This window comes from Streptomyces sp. NPDC000880 (assembly GCF_053599675.1).
In genome coordinates, this window is record NZ_JBSFMS010000051.1 from 1 (window position 1) to 15,527 (window position 15,527).

At 67.6% G+C, this 15,527-nt stretch carries 12 protein-coding genes and 1 pseudogene; 4 read left to right on the plus strand and 9 right to left on the minus strand.

Features of this window, described 5'->3' with window-relative positions; all coding sequences use genetic code 11:
• Positions 1-129: 129 nt before the first annotated feature.
• The gene (locus tag ACWDO5_RS18460; RefSeq protein WP_450531380.1) at positions 130-1,992 is read right to left on the minus strand and encodes a glycosyltransferase; all 1,863 of its coding nucleotides are present in this window, start codon (positions 1,990-1,992) and stop codon (positions 130-132) included.
• Positions 1,989-3,260, minus strand: coding sequence for a nucleotide sugar dehydrogenase (locus tag ACWDO5_RS18465; protein ID WP_450531381.1), 1,272 nt, complete (start codon positions 3,258-3,260; stop codon positions 1,989-1,991). The genes ACWDO5_RS18460 and ACWDO5_RS18465 overlap by 4 nt, the downstream gene beginning before the upstream one ends.
• 241 nt (positions 3,261-3,501) lie before the next feature.
• On the opposite strand from ACWDO5_RS18465, the gene ACWDO5_RS18470 reads away from it, so the two are divergent.
• Positions 3,502-4,602, plus strand: a complete 1,101-nt coding sequence (locus ACWDO5_RS18470; protein ID WP_450531382.1) for an LCP family protein — start codon at positions 3,502-3,504, stop codon at positions 4,600-4,602.
• Positions 4,603-4,838: 236 nt separating this feature from the next.
• Positions 4,839-6,260, plus strand: a complete 1,422-nt coding sequence (locus ACWDO5_RS18475; RefSeq protein ID WP_450531383.1) for a cellulose binding domain-containing protein — start codon at positions 4,839-4,841, stop codon at positions 6,258-6,260.
• 148 nt (positions 6,261-6,408) lie between these two features.
• Here the strand turns inward: ACWDO5_RS18475 and ACWDO5_RS18480 are convergent, their stop codons facing one another.
• Complete coding sequence (locus ACWDO5_RS18480) at positions 6,409-8,031, minus strand: hypothetical protein (RefSeq protein ID WP_450531384.1); 1,623 nt, start codon at positions 8,029-8,031, stop codon at positions 6,409-6,411.
• Positions 8,032-8,667: 636 nt separating this feature from the next.
• Between ACWDO5_RS18480 and ACWDO5_RS18485 the strand changes: the two genes are divergently transcribed.
• Both ACWDO5_RS18485 and ACWDO5_RS18490 read left to right on the plus strand, forming a co-directional pair.
• The gene (locus tag ACWDO5_RS18485) at positions 8,668-8,886 is read left to right on the plus strand and encodes a hypothetical protein (RefSeq protein ID WP_450531385.1); all 219 of its coding nucleotides are present in this window, start codon (positions 8,668-8,670) and stop codon (positions 8,884-8,886) included.
• Between the two features lie 349 nt (positions 8,887-9,235).
• Positions 9,236-9,361 (plus strand): annotated as a pseudogene (locus ACWDO5_RS18490) (cysteine hydrolase family protein); the annotation flags it as partial.
• Positions 9,362-9,463: 102 nt separating this feature from the next.
• On the opposite strand, the gene ACWDO5_RS18495 reads toward ACWDO5_RS18490, so the two are convergent.
• The 6 genes from ACWDO5_RS18495 to ACWDO5_RS18520 form a co-directional block, all read right to left on the minus strand.
• Positions 9,464-10,375 (minus strand): PfkB family carbohydrate kinase, encoded by a 912-nt coding sequence (locus ACWDO5_RS18495; protein WP_450531386.1) that lies wholly within the window; start codon positions 10,373-10,375, stop codon positions 9,464-9,466.
• Positions 10,372-11,364 carry a zinc-dependent alcohol dehydrogenase family protein gene (locus tag ACWDO5_RS18500; protein WP_450531387.1) on the minus strand — a complete coding sequence of 331 codons (993 nt, stop codon included), beginning with the start codon at positions 11,362-11,364 and terminating at the stop codon, positions 10,372-10,374. Before ACWDO5_RS18500 ends, ACWDO5_RS18495 begins: the two co-directional genes overlap by 4 nt.
• On the minus strand, positions 11,361-12,269 hold the full coding sequence (locus ACWDO5_RS18505) for a carbohydrate ABC transporter permease (protein ID WP_450531388.1): 909 nt from the start codon (positions 12,267-12,269) through the stop codon (positions 11,361-11,363). Before ACWDO5_RS18505 ends, ACWDO5_RS18500 begins: the two co-directional genes overlap by 4 nt.
• The gene (locus ACWDO5_RS18510; protein ID WP_450531389.1) at positions 12,266-13,249 is read right to left on the minus strand and encodes a carbohydrate ABC transporter permease; all 984 of its coding nucleotides are present in this window, start codon (positions 13,247-13,249) and stop codon (positions 12,266-12,268) included. Before ACWDO5_RS18510 ends, ACWDO5_RS18505 begins: the two co-directional genes overlap by 4 nt.
• The gene (locus tag ACWDO5_RS18515) at positions 13,246-14,604 is read right to left on the minus strand and encodes an ABC transporter substrate-binding protein (protein ID WP_450531390.1); all 1,359 of its coding nucleotides are present in this window, start codon (positions 14,602-14,604) and stop codon (positions 13,246-13,248) included. Before ACWDO5_RS18515 ends, ACWDO5_RS18510 begins: the two co-directional genes overlap by 4 nt.
• Before the next feature lie 130 nt (positions 14,605-14,734).
• Positions 14,735-15,496, minus strand: a complete 762-nt coding sequence (locus ACWDO5_RS18520) for a DeoR/GlpR family DNA-binding transcription regulator (protein ID WP_450531391.1) — start codon at positions 15,494-15,496, stop codon at positions 14,735-14,737.
• Positions 15,497-15,527: the final 31 nt, after the last annotated feature.

Sequence of the window (15,527 nt, forward strand, 5' to 3'; positions counted from 1 at the left end):
CCGGGGTGGTGTCCGTGGTGTGGGCTTTGCCCTAATACACTTTGGGGGGGGGGGGGGCGCACCTTACCCCCCCGGTGCCCCCCGCCCCTCGTGGTGTCGCGGTGCGGCTCGCCCCTACCAGCCCTGTTGCTACTGCCAGTTGGGGTCCACGTCCTGGCCCTGGCGGTTCTGGGCGGCCGAGTGGGACCAGCCGGGTTGCTGTCGGCCCTGCCACTGCTGCTCAACCAGCGACTGCTGCTGGGCCTGCCACTGCTGCTCGACCGGCGACTGCCGCTGGGCCTGCCACTGCTGCTGCTCGGCCCCCGGCCAGCGGGGGACCTGCTCCTGGCCATAACCGGGGTGCTGGACCTGCTGCGGATACGACTCGGCACTGTGCTGCGGGCCGGGCTGCGACGGAACCCCCCACGACACTCGCTGCTGCGGAGCACTGTCCTGATCCTGGAGCTCGCCGACGCTGTGCTGGCCGTACTGCGCGTACTGCTCGCGAACAGCGGTCGCCCGGGGAGGAGCCGTCCGCGCCAGGGCCAGGCCTTCGAGGCGCATCATCTCCAGTGTCGACGTGACCTCCAAGGAGGAGTACGGATCCTCCTCCTCCCAGACCGTCGAGACCTCTTCCTCGTCCCCCTTCGCGGAAACCTCGACGCCACCCTGCCGGGTGCCCCAACTGCCTTTGCTCAGAGTGAGCAGGGCGTAGAACCGCAGCGGTGTCAGCAGGGTCAGCTGGATCACGCCATAGAGCGGAGCAAGTGTGAACATGCCGAACCGCTTGACGAAGCCCATGCCCCGTCGGGGGAAGTCGAGGTACCGCACGTTGCGGAGGTACCCCATGAGGATCATAAAGACGATGTAGTCGCCGATGTGGTTGAGGAACTGGGTCGGGTGGAGGATGGGCATGACGACCAGCGAGTAGAACATCGCCGAGCCGAAGACCAGCCACAGCATCAGTTCCATGGTGGTCAGCCAGAAGGCCGGCCGGAACTTCTTCTGGTGTCTGAAGGCCCACAGGGACTCACGGAAGAACGACTTGTTCCAGCGGACCTGCTGGCGCAGGAAGTGCGGCAGTTTCTCCGGCACAGCCGTGTAGCCGACGGCGGTCTCCTGGAAGACCACGTGTCCTTCTATGAGGCAGTAGTTGGTCATCCGGCGGTCGTCGCCGAATACGGCCGGCTTGCCCAGGAACTGCTGGTTGAGAAAGTCCGGGAGGTACTTGCGGACCAGCGATCCCCGGTAGGCGGAGAGCGCGCCGCAGCAGCAGAGCACGGACTTCAGACGCGAGTACGCGGCCCGCTCGAAGAGGAAGGAATTGCCGTACCGCAGGTCCTGCAGGCGCGTGAAGATGTTGCTGTCGTGGTTGAGCGCCAGCACCATGCCCGTGGAGGCCATGACGCGCTCATCGGCCAGCGGAAGGAGCAGCTCACGGACCGTGTCCCGGGAGAGCACCGTGTCCGAGTCCACGCAGAGGAAGATGTCCGAGTACGGCGCCGCCTCGAACCCCAGGGCGAGCGCCTCGCGCTTCCCCTTGTTCTCGGGCTGCACGCTGACCATGTACTTCACGCCGCGGGCCTCGAACTCGCGTCGCATCTTCTTCGCCACCTTGATGCCCGCAGGGTCGGCACTGGCGTCGTCGATGATGTGGATCTCGTTGGGAAGCCGGCTCTGAGCGAGGAGACTGCGCAGTCCCTGCTCGAACGTCACCGGGTCCTCGTTGTAGATCGGGATGACCGCGGTGACCCACGACTGCCCGAGGTACTCCAGCTCCTCCCGTCCCACCTTGGCAGGACGGTAGAAGAGCGCCATGAACATCTTGGCGGCCAGGAGGCCCATGGCACCGATCGAGTACAGGTGCAGTGAGCTGGCGTCGAGCTGGGTGACGATCACCGCGGCAATGGCCGCGAAGAAGAAGTACGAGACCTTCAGGTGCCTTCGCTTCCGGTGCGTCTGGCGTCCGCCGGACTCAACGGCTCCGGCTATGTACGTACCCGGAGCGCTCACAGCTTGACCACACGGGGGTGATCGGCAGTCTTGCCCCGGGTGTCGAAGAGCACCTGGGCACGGTCGGCGAGCAGGCCCAGGTCAATCTCCCGGTGGGGCTGCAGCAGGATGGTGAGGTCCGCGGACGCGGCCGCGGCCAGGTAGTCGTCCACCCGCTCGACCGCCACTCCGCCGACCGTCCAGTCGGCGACTCGGGGATCGAAGTAGACGAGTTCGGCACCTCGGGCGAAGAGGTTCTCGGCCACCGCCAGGGCCGGGCTCTCCCGCTGATCGGAGATGTCGGGTTTGTAGGTGACCCCGAGCAGCAGGATCCGGGAGCCCCTGACCGCCTTGCCCTGGTCGTTGAGAAGGTCGGCCGCCCGGTTGACCACATGCATGGGCATGCGCTGGTTGATCTCCTGGGCCAGCTCCACGAAGCGGAACGGGATGCCGAGCGAGCGGACCTTGTACGAGAGGTAGTTGGGGTCGATGGGTATGCAGTGGCCGCCCACACCGGGGCCGGGGTAGAAGGGGGCGAACCCGAACGGCTTGGTGGAGGCGCAGCGGATCGCATCCCACAGGTCGACACCGATCTCGCGGCAGAACATCGACATCTCGTTGACGAGAGCGATGTTCACATGGCGGTAGGTGTTCTCCAGCAGCTTGGCCATCTCGGCCTCGCGCGTGCCCTTCGCCTCCACCACGTGCCCCACGAAACGCTCGTAGAGACCGCGTGCGGCCTTGGTGCAGTCCGGCGTGATTCCGCCGACCACCTTGGGCGTGTTCTCCAGGCCGAAGGTGGGATTGCCCGGGTCGATGCGCTCCGGGGAGAAGGCCAAGTGGAAGTCCTCGCCAACCCGCAGACCGCCGGCCTCGAGCCTGGGTCGCACCACTTCGTCGGTGGTGCCGGGGTACGTCGTCGACTCCAGCACGACGAGGGTGCCCGGGGCCAGGTGAGCCGCGATGTCGTCGACCGCGGCATGCACCGCGCCGAGGTCGGGGGCCCCGTGCCCGGTGAGAGGCGTCGGGACACAGATGACGACCGCGGCGGCGTCGGCGATGGCACCAGGCCGGTCGACCGCCTCGAAGCCCTGCTCGAGCATGGCGCGGACCTCGGCGTCGGTGATGTCGTCGACGTGCGAGCCGCCGGCGTTCAGACCGTCGACAACCCGTCGGCTGCGATCGAGACCGACCACTTTCAGCCCCGCCGCCGCTGCAGATCGGGCCAGGGGCAGCCCTACATAGCCGAGTCCGACAACAACAAGATCCACTGTGGCGGTTCTGCCCACCGAATCATCCCCAACCCGTTTCGCCCGCCACAGCCACGTGCAGGCGTTACATCCGTCACCAAAATCGAACAAGAGGTGAGGATGTTAACAGGATCATCCACACTTCAACTACATCTCCCTGGATGCCCCTTCTCACTAGGAGGGGCATACAACCCTTCGTCCCCCTCATGTGTCTCCGTCCCAGCCATCCCACCTCCCATCCGCCCCCGTGCGGGATACACCGATCGCGAACCGGAGCGCCATGAGCCACGCCCGCCTCCCCGCCGGCGACCATCAGCCGGGCAGTCACCAGCGCGAGCGGCCCCGGACGCGCGGCCGGAAGATACGCCGCGGCCTCCTTCTGGGGCTGCTGGTGGTGGTGCTCGTCGGCAGCGGGGCGGCCTGGTGGCTGTACGACGGGCTCGACTCCAACCTCAAGGACAGCGCGGTCGACCTGGACAAGGCACTGGGCGACAGCAAGAACCGGCCTCAGCGGAAGGCCGGGGCCGGGGACGCCATGAACCTGCTCGTGCTCGGCTCGGACTCGCGAGCCGGGGACAATGCCGCGCTCGACGGGGGCAAGGTGAGCGGGGCTCGGTCCGACACCACGCTTCTCGTGCACATAGCCAAGGGACGGGCCGAGGCGGTCGCGGTGAGCATCCCGCGCGACACACTCGTCACCCGCCCGGAGTGCACCGATTCCGACGGCACGGTGGTGCCCGCCAAGAAGCGGGTGATGTTCAACTCCGTCTATGCGCAGGCCGGTCCGGCCTGCACGGTGAAGACCGTGGAGGAGATGAGCGATGTCCGCATCGACAACCTCATCGAGCTGGACTTCGCCGGCTTCAAGGAGATCGTCGACGCGATCGGCGGCGTGACCGTCACCCTCGACAAGCCGATCACGTCCGGGCTCGAGCTCGGTGTCGGGACGCATCGCCTGAACGGCGAGGAGTCGCTGAAGTTCGTACGGACCCGGCACGGTTACGGGGACGGCAGCGACCTCGGGCGCATCGAACTCCAGCAGAGGTTTCTGACGGCCCTGGTGTCCGAGATCAGGAAGCAGGACCTGCTGGGCAGCCCGGCGAAGACGTACAAGATCGCGGATGCCGCGACCGCCGCTCTCACCACCGACTCGGAACTGGCGTCCCTGACTGCCCTCGCCGACTTCGGCCGCAGCCTGCGGGGAATCTCCCCCGAGAAGATGGAGACGATCATGCTCCCGGTGGAGTACGACACCGCCGACCCCAACCGCGTGGTCGCGGCCGAGCCGCAGGCGACGACGCTGTGGAAGTCCTTGCGCGATGACGGGGCCATCCCCGAGTCGGCGAAGAAGTCACCGGCGACCGGCGGCACGTCCTCCTGAGTCCTCCTCCGCACGGCCGGGCGGCAAGGGACACGCGTTGTTCTTCCGTCCCGCACCCGGCCCCGGCACCCGCGTTCGGAGGTTTCCCTTGTGCGATCGCCCTGTGTCCGGAGAACCACACCTTTACAGATAGGCTCACCGAAAGATCCACCCTTATGCAGTACTCATCCGAATGCAGTGCTCATTCGGTGATCTTCCCCATTAGTGCCGCCCAAGTACCCTGCGGAGGAGCTTCCGTGGCGACTGCCCGCCGTAAACCCCGTCGTCGCGTGTGGCCGGCGATCAAGCTGCTGCTCCTCGTGGGCGCGGTCGCCGTCGGCGCAACGGCGCTCTATCCCATGTGGCATGCGGCGAATCCAGAGCCCTCTGAGCTCACCGTCCGGTACAGGGCCGACACCCCGGCCACAGCCGAGTTGGCCAAGCCGTGGCTGGAAGTCTTCAACACGTCGAAGAAGACGGTGCCCCTGAGCGATGTGACTCTCCGGTACTACTTCACTGCGGACGGAACCCCCTCGTACGCCTTCAACTGCGTCCAGGCCGCTGTGGGCTGCTCGAACATCGCTGGAACCATCGCCGCGTTGGACGATCCCACCTCCACCGCCGACCACTACCTCGAGATCAGCTTCACCGCGGACGCGGGCACCCTGGCACCCGATGCGAACAGCCGGGGCATCGAGTTGCAGCTCTACCGCGTCGATCACAAGACACTGAAGCAGTCGAACGACCGCTCGTTCGATGGCGCCAAGACCAGCTACCAGCAGTCGAAACTGGTGACGGCGTACAAGCGAGGCGTGCTCGTCTGGGGGGAGGAACCGAGCGGCCGCACCACCACTACGCCGCAGGCCTCCGCCGCGCCCCGCCCGAAGCTGACCACCCCGTCCGGGGTCATCTTCGACAACTTCAACTATCGCGAGCCCAAGGACCCCGCACTCTTCAAGCACGGCTGGCTGGTCCGCACCAGCGAGGGCGGCCCGGGAATCGACGGCACTTGGTCGGCCGAGGGCATCAGCTTCCCGTCCGAGCCGGACGCTCTGGACGGCCAGGTGCTTCAGCTGCGAGCCAGCACGGACGGCACCGTGGCCGGCACGAAGCAGTCCGCCCTGGGAACCGTGAAGGCGAAGTTCCGCACGGGAACCTACGCCTCCCGGATCCACTTCAGCGACAAGCCCACGACCGGCAGCAACGGGGACCACGTCAATCAGACCTTCTTCACGATCGGTGGCCGCGGCTCGAACTACAGCGAGCTCGACAACGAGTACATGCCGAACGGAGGATGGGGCGCGCCCGGGCCCAAACTCGACACCACGAGCTGGCACGATGCCGATAAGGGAGACCGCGTCACCAGCAAGCTCGAGGAGAGCCTCCATGGATGGCACACCATGGTGATCACGGTTGAGGATGATGCGGTCACCTACCGTGTCGACGGTCGGAAGCTGTTCAGTAACGGCGAAAAGTACTCCCCGCGTGCGGACATGAGAGTGAACTTCAACACCTGGTTCGTGGACCTTCCGTTCGAGGGCCACCGCACATGGGACATGAAGGTCGACTGGCTGTACTACAACGCCAACGAGACCCTGTCCCTGGAGGATGTGCATGCGGCGGTGAAGGGCTTCAGCGACAGCGGCAGGAACTACTTCGACACTGTGCCCGCCTCCTGAACCGGGCTGCCCCAACCGACCGGGACACGAAGACCCAGGTCAGAACTGCTCTGACCTGGGTCTTGGTCGGCGCTGCCGGTAGCAAGGAGGACGCGCCCGTCGGCAAAGCGGTTCCGCCGCTACCGCGTTTTCGCCACCAGGGTCGGCGTTAGCGAAGATGGTCGGCGTTCATGACGAGCTTGCGCCGTCCAGGAACCTTGACATCATCGGTTTTTGGCAGCAGCCACAGCGGATTACCGAATCCCAGCAGGACGCCCTCGGAATCGTATGCCTCAAGGCGGAGATACCGGCCGCCGTGCTGTTCGAGACGGAACGGCAGCGGTCCCTCCGCGAAGGCTTCAGCCGGGAAGGGGTGCTTCTCGATCGAGGGGGTTGTTGCCCCCGACCGGTCGCACACGCCGAGGACGACCTGAACCGTCGCGCCGGCGGGGAGGTTCTCCGCGAAGATCTCGACGGGAATGGTCTCCGCGGTGGTCTCCATGACCCTTCCCATCGCGCGGCGGCCGCCGACGGTCAGGTCGAACTGCCCGGTGGGCCACAACCGCTGGTGGTGCCACCACGCCTGCCCAGCCCCCAGCGCCGAAATGATGTCCGGTGCTGTCTTCGACTCCGACCACACCGACGTGAGATACAGGTGGGACATGTCGGGCCAGTTCCGCCCGGCGTGATCGTCAATCTGGCTCGTCGAGGTGAGGAAGATCGCGTTGCGAGCCGCGACGTCGAACAGGTTGATCCGGTCCTTCGTCACCGTGAAGCCGCCGGTTGCGTCGGCGGTCTCCATCAGGTCGGTTCCCAGCGCCCGGCTCGCGACGAGTTCGGCGGGGTTGATGGGCGGGTGGTTGTACTGGACCAGCGCTCCACGCTCGTGGTACCAGCGCACCATCGCCTGAGCCGCTTCCACCGAGCCGATGAGGCTGGGGGCCTTGCCCCTGTCCGGGTACGGATACAGCTCGAAATTCTCCATGTAGACGTTCAGGTGCCGCACCATCGACACCTCGGCACTCAGCAGTTGCGTCACGTTCGGGTACCGCTTGGCCAGGCGTTTCATCAGCTGGCGCTGGGTCCGCACTGGCCAGTTCAGCATGTCGCGGGTACGGGTGATACGCAGGTGGTCGAACACCCCTTGCGCGGTGGCGTTGTTGCGAGCGCGCACTCCGAAGCGCAAGCGGGCGAGCCCCGAGTCCTCGGCCACGAGGTCCGGCCAGAACGCCCGGATGTCGTCGAGCGGGCGCATCTCCAACGTCTGCCAGTCTCCGGTTGCCGGAGCCGTGATGACGCCGGTCAACGGCGTCTCGAGCCGGCGGGCCGCCTCGCTGCCGACGCGGTACTCCAGGACGTAGACACCCGCTGGACGGCCGGCGGTCGCGGTCCGGTAGGACGTCTCAAGCTGTACGACGAGTTCCGCGTCCGGACCGACCCGCTCTGCCAGCACGTCGATGTGGAATGTGGTGTCCGTCAGGTTGGTCGAGTAGAAACTGTTGCCGCCGTCCGCCCACAGGAAGGAGACGCCCCACTGGGCGTCCGCTCCGGTCGCGGCGACACGCATCGCCTTGCCGGGCTCGTCCGGGCTGTGGGGTTCGTCGATGAACGCGTGCTGGGCATCCGTGACGGGGCCATTGTTCTGGACGACCCACGCCAGACCGCCGTCTTCGTCGGTGCCGTCGAACGCGATGCCGTCGTAGTAGCCGTACGCCTGCATCCGCCAGTCGTGATCGGTCCACCAGATCACGTCGGTGTTGGTCTGCATCGCCTGCTCCAGTTGGGACATCATGCTCGCCCCACCCCCGCCGGCGGCCCAGCTGCCGCCTTCGCTGAAGCACGAATGGGTGTGCATCGACATGCTCACCGGCGCGCATCCAAGGCGTCTCCGAGCGAGTTCGGTCGCGGAGGCCGTCGGTAGATTCATACCACCGACTGCCGCCGCGACGCCGATTCCAAGCCCTGCACCCAACAGCCGTCGACGCGAGACTTCCGTTGTCGCCATGAAGCATTCCTTTCCTGCTTTGACATGTACGAGCGTTGACAATATGAAGTCGTCGACGACCGTTGGAACGCTTCCGCTGATGAATTACTCGGATCGCGGCCAAACGTTCACCGGGCGAACCATCCCGTCACCTGCGGACCTCCTGATGTCTCATCACGCGAGACAGGAGCAGAGCGGCGCCAAGGTCCGTTTCGCCCAGAGGCCCCGCCAATCAACTCCTCCCCGATAACCGGCCGCCGCGAGAGATCAGCCCTGCGTTTCCGCTCAGAGGCAGAACCCTTTTTCGAGGACGAGGAGTGCCAACTCAGCGAACACAAGGTTGTTCTGCGGTTTCGTTCGGGAAGTGGCCGCCAGCCCGCACCCAGGGCTCCGAAAATACTCCGGTCCCGGTTTGGCCTGATGGCATGCGTCGATGACCCAGTGATGCATAGCGAGCACGGCACTTGGGGATCAGGGGGTTCTCTGCGCTTCAAGATCCGCAAGGTTGCCGTGCTCGTTGCTCCATCTCCCCTCGGAGCCGGCCGGGTGCCGGACTCCGGGCAATCCGCGCGCGGGGTGCGTTACCGGCTGACCACGCTGCTGGCGATCGGGGGCTGCGCGAGTACGGCGGGCCACAACTCCCTCGCGGCGGTGGCGGAGTGAGCCCGCCGGGCCGAACCGGAGGCGCTGGGCGGCTCCGATCGCCGTTTGACCCGGTCACGGGCCGTTACCCCGTTCCGGACGAACGCACGCTGCGTGACATGTACGGCCCGGGTCGATCCCGCCGGACTGGCCCGGGGCCGGATTCGCCCGCCTGTCCGTCCTGACCCGGCCGGGTCCCCGCATCCGGGCACCGGGACTGCGTGCTCGAGGGCGAACAGCGCCGTACCCACCGGGCAGTTCGGGGGACAGACGCACCCGGCTCTGCGGCGAACCGCCACTCCACTCCGCACTCGCCCAACGAGGCGTCTTACCCGAATCGCTTGCCGAATCATGCGAGGTGGACCCCATTCTCGAGGGGCCGTTCGGCTGGCGGCGGTCCGCGGACGAGCTGGCGCAGGCGTCGGCCGTGTCACTGCACGGCGGAAGCTTCGCGACGGTGGTGACGACCAAGGAGGTCGTGGCCGCAGTGGCCTGAAACGCGGCCAACCCGTACACGGGCGCATCGGCGAGAGGGACCGCGCCCGCCCCGACGGACCGGATCCGGCGGGGCGCGTGCGGACAGGCCCGGACAGCGCGGTCAGGCGTGGGCAGGCGCCGAGGGCTCCGTCCCGGCCTGCGTGACCACGGACGCGGCGACCCGCGAGGCGTACTCCAGCATGGTCCCGGCCCGCTCGGGGGACAGCGCGCACTCCCAGCCTCCCGTGGTGCCGAGCCAGGCGAGGACGCCCGCCATGAACGCGTCCCCCGCGCCGATCGTGTTGACCACCTCGACCGGTGCGGCCGGTACGGACACGGGCGGGCCGTCCGGGGTGTAGGCGGCCGCGCCCCGCGCGCCGCGCGTCAGCACCACCAGCCGTCCCCCGGCGGCCAGCCGCCGACAGCTCTCGTCCGGGTCGGCCTCCGGCCAGAGCCGTACCAGGTCCTCGTCGCTGGCCTTGACGACATGGGCCAGCGCGCACAGGTCGCGCAGCACAGCCCGGCTCCGGGCCGGGTCGAGCGTGCGGTCCTCGCGCACATTGGGGTCCACCACCAGCAGGGAGTGCCGGGCGGCCGCGTGCGCGGTCGCGGCGACGGCCGCCGCGGCCGGTTCGACGACCGCCGCCAGGCCTCCCGCGTACACCGCGCCGAAGCGGCCGACGTCGGCCGCCCGGTCCGGGAACCGGAAGGTCGCGGTGGACTGGAGGTGGAAGTGGTAGCCGGTGCCCGACTCCCCCGGATCGGCGACGGCCAGCGTCGTGGGGAGTTCGGACCGCGCACAGAGGCTGAGATCCACGCCCGCGTCCACCAGCCGCCGCTCGATGCTCCGCGCGAAGCCGTCGCCGCCGAGCGCTCCGGCGAACACGGCCGGCCTGCCGAGGCGGGCCAGGCCGACCGCGACATTGGCGGGCGCCCCGCCCGGCTGTGCGCACCGGACCTCCGGGTCGCCTGGCACGGGGACGAGATCGACGAGCGCCTCGCCCAGCACCAGTACGGCATCGGGCACGCTCACGGCTCCACCACGATCTTGCGGCCTTGGCCGGCCTTGAAGCGGTCGAGGGCCTCGGGGTACTGCTCGAGCGGCAGCCGGTCGCTGATGAAGACGGACGGATCGAGCACCCCGGTGGCGAAGAGCGCGGCGGCCCGCTCGTAGCTGTGCAGCACCGCCATGGAGCCGGTGATGGTGATCTCCTGGTTGTAGATCCGGTACGGCTCGATGACCGCGGTCGTCGCATAGTCGGCGACCCCGAACTGCAGGAAGGTGCCCCCCTTGGCGACCCGTCCGAGACCGTCCTGGATGGCACGGGCGTTGCCGGTCGCGTCGATGACGAAGTCCCAGCCGCCCGGCTGGTCCAGCTCCTCCGCGGTGGCTGCCGAGCGGGAGCAGCCGAGCAGGGAGGCTGTGGCGAGGCGGTCCGGATTGATGTCGAGTACGTCCACGCCCGCGGCACCGGTGCGCTTGGCGAGCTCCAGCATCATCAGGCCCATGGTCCCCGACCCGTAGATCAGCACGTTGGCGCCGAGGGTGCTGCTGCTGAGGACGTCGTATCCGCGGACCGCGCAAGACAGCGGCTCGATCAGCGCCGCGTCCTTGACGTCGATGTGGTCGGGCAGCCGTACGCAGTTCGCGACGGGCGCGACGGCGAACTCGGCCGCGCCGCCGGGCACGGAGACGCCTATGGCGGCCCAGCGGTCGCAGAGGTTGCCGCGTCCCGCCCGGCAGTAACGACATTCGTGGCAGTGCAGGGACGGGTCGACGGCGACACGGTCGCCGACGGCCAGTTCGGTGACGTCCCTTCCGATGCCCACGACCTCGCCGGCGAACTCATGGCCGGGCAGGATCGGCAGGGTGGGTGCGAACTCGCCCTGGAGAATGTGCAGGTCAGTGCCGCACAGGCCGCACGAGGCCACGGAGACGACAACGTCCCGCGGTCCCGGTGTGGGGTCGGGAACCGTCGTGACGGAAACCTTGCCCGGCGCTTCAACGATCGCTGCCCTCATTTAACAGCTCCAAGAGAAAGGCCCTGGACGAGCTTGTCCTGGGCGGCGTAGCCGGCGGCGAGGACCGGCAGGGAGACAACGACGGACGCGGCGCACAGCTGGGCGAGGAAGAGGCCCTGGCTGGTGACGAATCCGGTCAGATAGACGGGGGCGGTCTGGGCGACGACGCCGGTGAGCACCCGTGCGAAGAGCAGCTCGTTCCAGCTGAAGATGAAGCAGATCAGCGCGGTTGCGGCGATCCCCGGAGCGGCCACCGGCGCGACCACCCGGGCCAGGACCGTGGGCAGCCGCGCGCCGTCCACCTGAGCGGCCTCGATGATCGAGACCGGCACGTCCGCGAGGAAGGACTGCATCATCCACACCGCGATCGGGAGATTCATCGAGGTGTAGAGGAGGACGAGGAGCCAGATGTTGTCCAGCATCCCGGCGTTCTTCGCGAAGAGGTAGATGGGCAGCAGACCGGCGACCACCGGCAGCATCTTGGTGGAGAGGAAGAAGAACATCACGTCCGTCCACTTGCGTACGCGCCTGATGGAGAGCGCGTACGCCGCCGGGAGGGCGAGGACGAGTACCAGCAGCGTGGAGAACGCGGACGCGGTGAGGGAGTTGATCAGGGACGGCCAGGGGCTCGGCCCGCCGCCCGCGCCGAAGAACGCCCGATAACCGGCCAGCGTCAACGGCGCGGCGAGGGAGGGGGGATTGGTGGCCGCGTCCGCCTCCGAGTGCAGTGAGGTCAGCAGCATCCACACGGCAGGCAGACAGAACCCGATGCCTGCCACCCAGGCGAGCAGGCCCAGCGCAGTGGAACGGCGCCTGGCCCGGCGCGCGGCGGGCGGCAGTGGCTCCGGGCGGGCTGTTTTTGTCGTGGATGCGGGCACCGGAGCGGGCGCGGTGTGAGTGGTCATGCGCGGTTCGCCTCCTCACGGAAGAGGGACGAGACCACCCGGAGCGCGAACGTCGCGATGATCATCGTGCCGATCACGACGACGACTCCCGCGGCGGACGCCAGTCCGTACTCGTGGGCTTGGTAGAAGGTCTGGTAGATCGTGTAGGGGAGGTTGGCGGTGCCGAGGCCGCCGGAGGTGATCGTGAACACCGCGTCGAAGTTCTGCACGATGTACACGGATCCGAGCAGGACGCCCAGTTCGAGGTAGCGGCGCAGATGCGGCAGGGTGAGGTAGCGGAAGGACTGCCAGCCACTCGCTCCGTCGAGGCGCGCGGCCTCCATCATGTCGGCGGGCCGGCTCTGCAGCCCCGCGAGCAGGATCAGCATCATGAACGGCGTCCACTGCCACACCAGGGCGGCCTCGACCGCGATCAGCGGCATGCCGGATATCCAGTCCGGTTGCGCGGGGGTGTCGTGGCCGAAGAGCCCGGCGATCCAGGTCCAGGCGCCGTTGAGGAGCCCGTACTCCGGGTTGTAGAGAGCGTGCTTCCACAGCAGCGCGGCCGAGACCGGAACGATCAGGAAGGGCGTGATGAGCAGGGTGCGCACCAAGCCGCGCCCGAAGAAGGTGCGGTCCAGGAGCAGGGCGAGCAGCAGACCGAGCACCACGGTCGCGATGACGACACTGGCGGTGAGCAGGACGGTGGTGAAGACCGAGTCACGCAGCTCGGCGTCGGTGAACACCGAGCCGTAGTTGGACAGTCCGGCGAAGCTGCGCTGGTCGGGGCTCAGCGAGTTCCAGTCGAAGAGCGAGATCACCAGCGTGGCGACGAACGGCAGCTGGGTGACCACGATCAGGAAGACCAGGGCGGGCAGGAGCGGAGCCCGGGTGGCCCAGGCCCGCACTCCCCCCTTCCGCTGCTTTTGCTGCTTCGTGTGCCGCGTCTGCTTCGACCGGACCGTGGGGGACGGCAGCTGTGTGGTGACAGAGGTGCTCACTGGTACTCCTTGCCAACCTTCTCGGCCAGCTTCTGGGAGGCGGCCAGGGCCTCGTCGACGGACTGGCGTCCGGCGATGGCGGCACTGATCTCCTGCGAGACCTTGGTGCCCAGATCGGTGAACTCGGGGATGCCTACGAACTGGATCCCGGGTGCGGGACGGGGCTGGGTGCCGGGGTTCTGCGGGTTGGCGCTTGCGATGGCCTTCTCGGTGATGTCCGCGAAGGCGCCCGCGTCCTTGCGGTACTCCGGGTTGGCGTAGGTGGAGGCCCGCTTGCCCGCGGGCACATTGGCCCAGCCGCTCTTCTGGCCGACCAGGGCCTCGTACTCCTTGCTGGACGCCCAGGAAATGAATTTCCAGGCGCTGTCAGACTTCGTGGATGCCTTCTGCATGCCCCAGGCCCAGGTGTAGAGCCAGCCGGAGCTCTTCGTCTTCTCCACCGGCGCCGGTACGTAGCCGATCTTGCCCTTCACCGGGGACCCGGCCGCCTCCAGGGAGCCCGCACCGGCCGTGGCGTCGTACCACATCGCGGTCTTGCCCTGTGTCATGTTGTTGAGGCACTCGGCGTATCCGGACTGGGCCGCGCCCGCTTCACCGTGCTCCCGCACCAGGTCGACGTAGAACTGGGTTGCCTTCTTGAACTCGGGGGAGGTGAGCTTCGCCTGCCAGTCCGAGGTGAACCAGGTGCCGCCCATGGTGTTGACGACGGTGGTGAGCGGCGCGATGACCTCGCCCCAGCCGGGAAGCCCGCGCAGGCAGATGCCCTTCATCCCGCTCTGGGCCCCATCCGTTTTCGCCGCGAGATCGGCAACCTGCTGCCAGGTGGGCTGCGCCGGCATCTTCAGCCCCTTGGCGGCGAAGACGTCCTTGCGGTACATGAGGAAGGACGACTCGCCGTAGAAGGGCTCGGCGTAGAGCTTTCCGTCCTTCGCGGTGAGCGATTCCCGCAACGGCTGGAGGATGTCGTTCTGATCGAAGGCGGTGTCCTTCTTCGCGTACTCGTCGAGCCCGTGCAGCCAGCCGTTCTTGGCATAGAACGGCACCTCGAAGTTGCTGATGGTGGCGACGTCGTACTGACCCGCCTGGTTGGAGAAGTCCTGACTGATCTTGTTTCGGACGTCGTTCTCCGGGAGCACGGTGAAGTTGACCTTGATGCCGGTCTGCTTGGTGAAGTTGTCCGCGGTCAGCTTCTGCAGTTCGACCATCTGCGGGTTGTTCACCATGAGCACGTTCACGGCCTCGCCCCCTGCGGAGGAGGAGGCGCCTGCTCCGCTGCACCCCGCGAGGAGTGCCATGGCGGCCGTGCCGGCGCCCGCGCTCAGGCGGATTCCACGTCGTCGTCGCTGGAGGGGCATGATTTCTCCTGATCAGTCGTAGCGGCTCGGTAATCGTTGGTTCAGGACATGACGGGCCTGCCCCCGTGCTTGCGTCCGGGGATCAAGGGGCTTTATGGGGTATGGACGTTGAGCGGTGTCCCGGGCGTGTTCAGACGCGGATGACCTGCGGGCCGAGGAGGGAGTAGCGCTGCGCCTCGGCCGAGGGCAGGCCCACGTCGGTGACGATGGCCTCAAAGTCACTCACGTCGGCGAAGCGGCAAAAGCTCACAGCACCGAACTTCGAATGGGTTCCGGCGAACACGCGGCGGCGAGCGCTGCGCATGGCCTGTGCCTTGACCTCGCTCACCGCGGGGTCCGGTGTGGTCAGTCCGTACTCACGGGAGATGCCGTTCGCGCCGACGTACGCCAGATCGATGACGAAGCCGGAGAGCATCCGGGTGGCCCATTGGTCGACCGTGGCCATGGTGCCGCCGCGGACGCGCCCGCCGAGCAGCAGCACGGAGATCTTCTCGGCGTCCGCGAGGCCGGTCGCCACCACCAGGGACGCGGTGACGACGGTCAGCGGCCGGTCCCGCGGCAGCGCCTCGGCGACGAGCTGCGGGGTGAAGCCCTCATCGACGAAGACCGTCTCGGCGTCACCGAGCAGATCGGCGGCGGCAGCCGCGATCCGTGACTTCTGCGGCACATGACGGGTGGTCCGCATCGCGAGCGTCGTCTCGAAACCGGCGGACTCGACGGGGTAGGCCCCGCCGTGCGTACGCCGCACCAGACCGTGCTCCTCCAGGGCGTGCAGATCCCGCCTGATGGTCTCTTTGGCCACCTGAAACTGACCGGCCAGCCGGTTGACATCGACCGCCCCGTCCCGCCGGGCCGTCTCGAGAATTCCCCGTCGGCGTTCCTCGGTGTCCACGACACACTTCCCTGCCTCTGTGCTGCAGCGC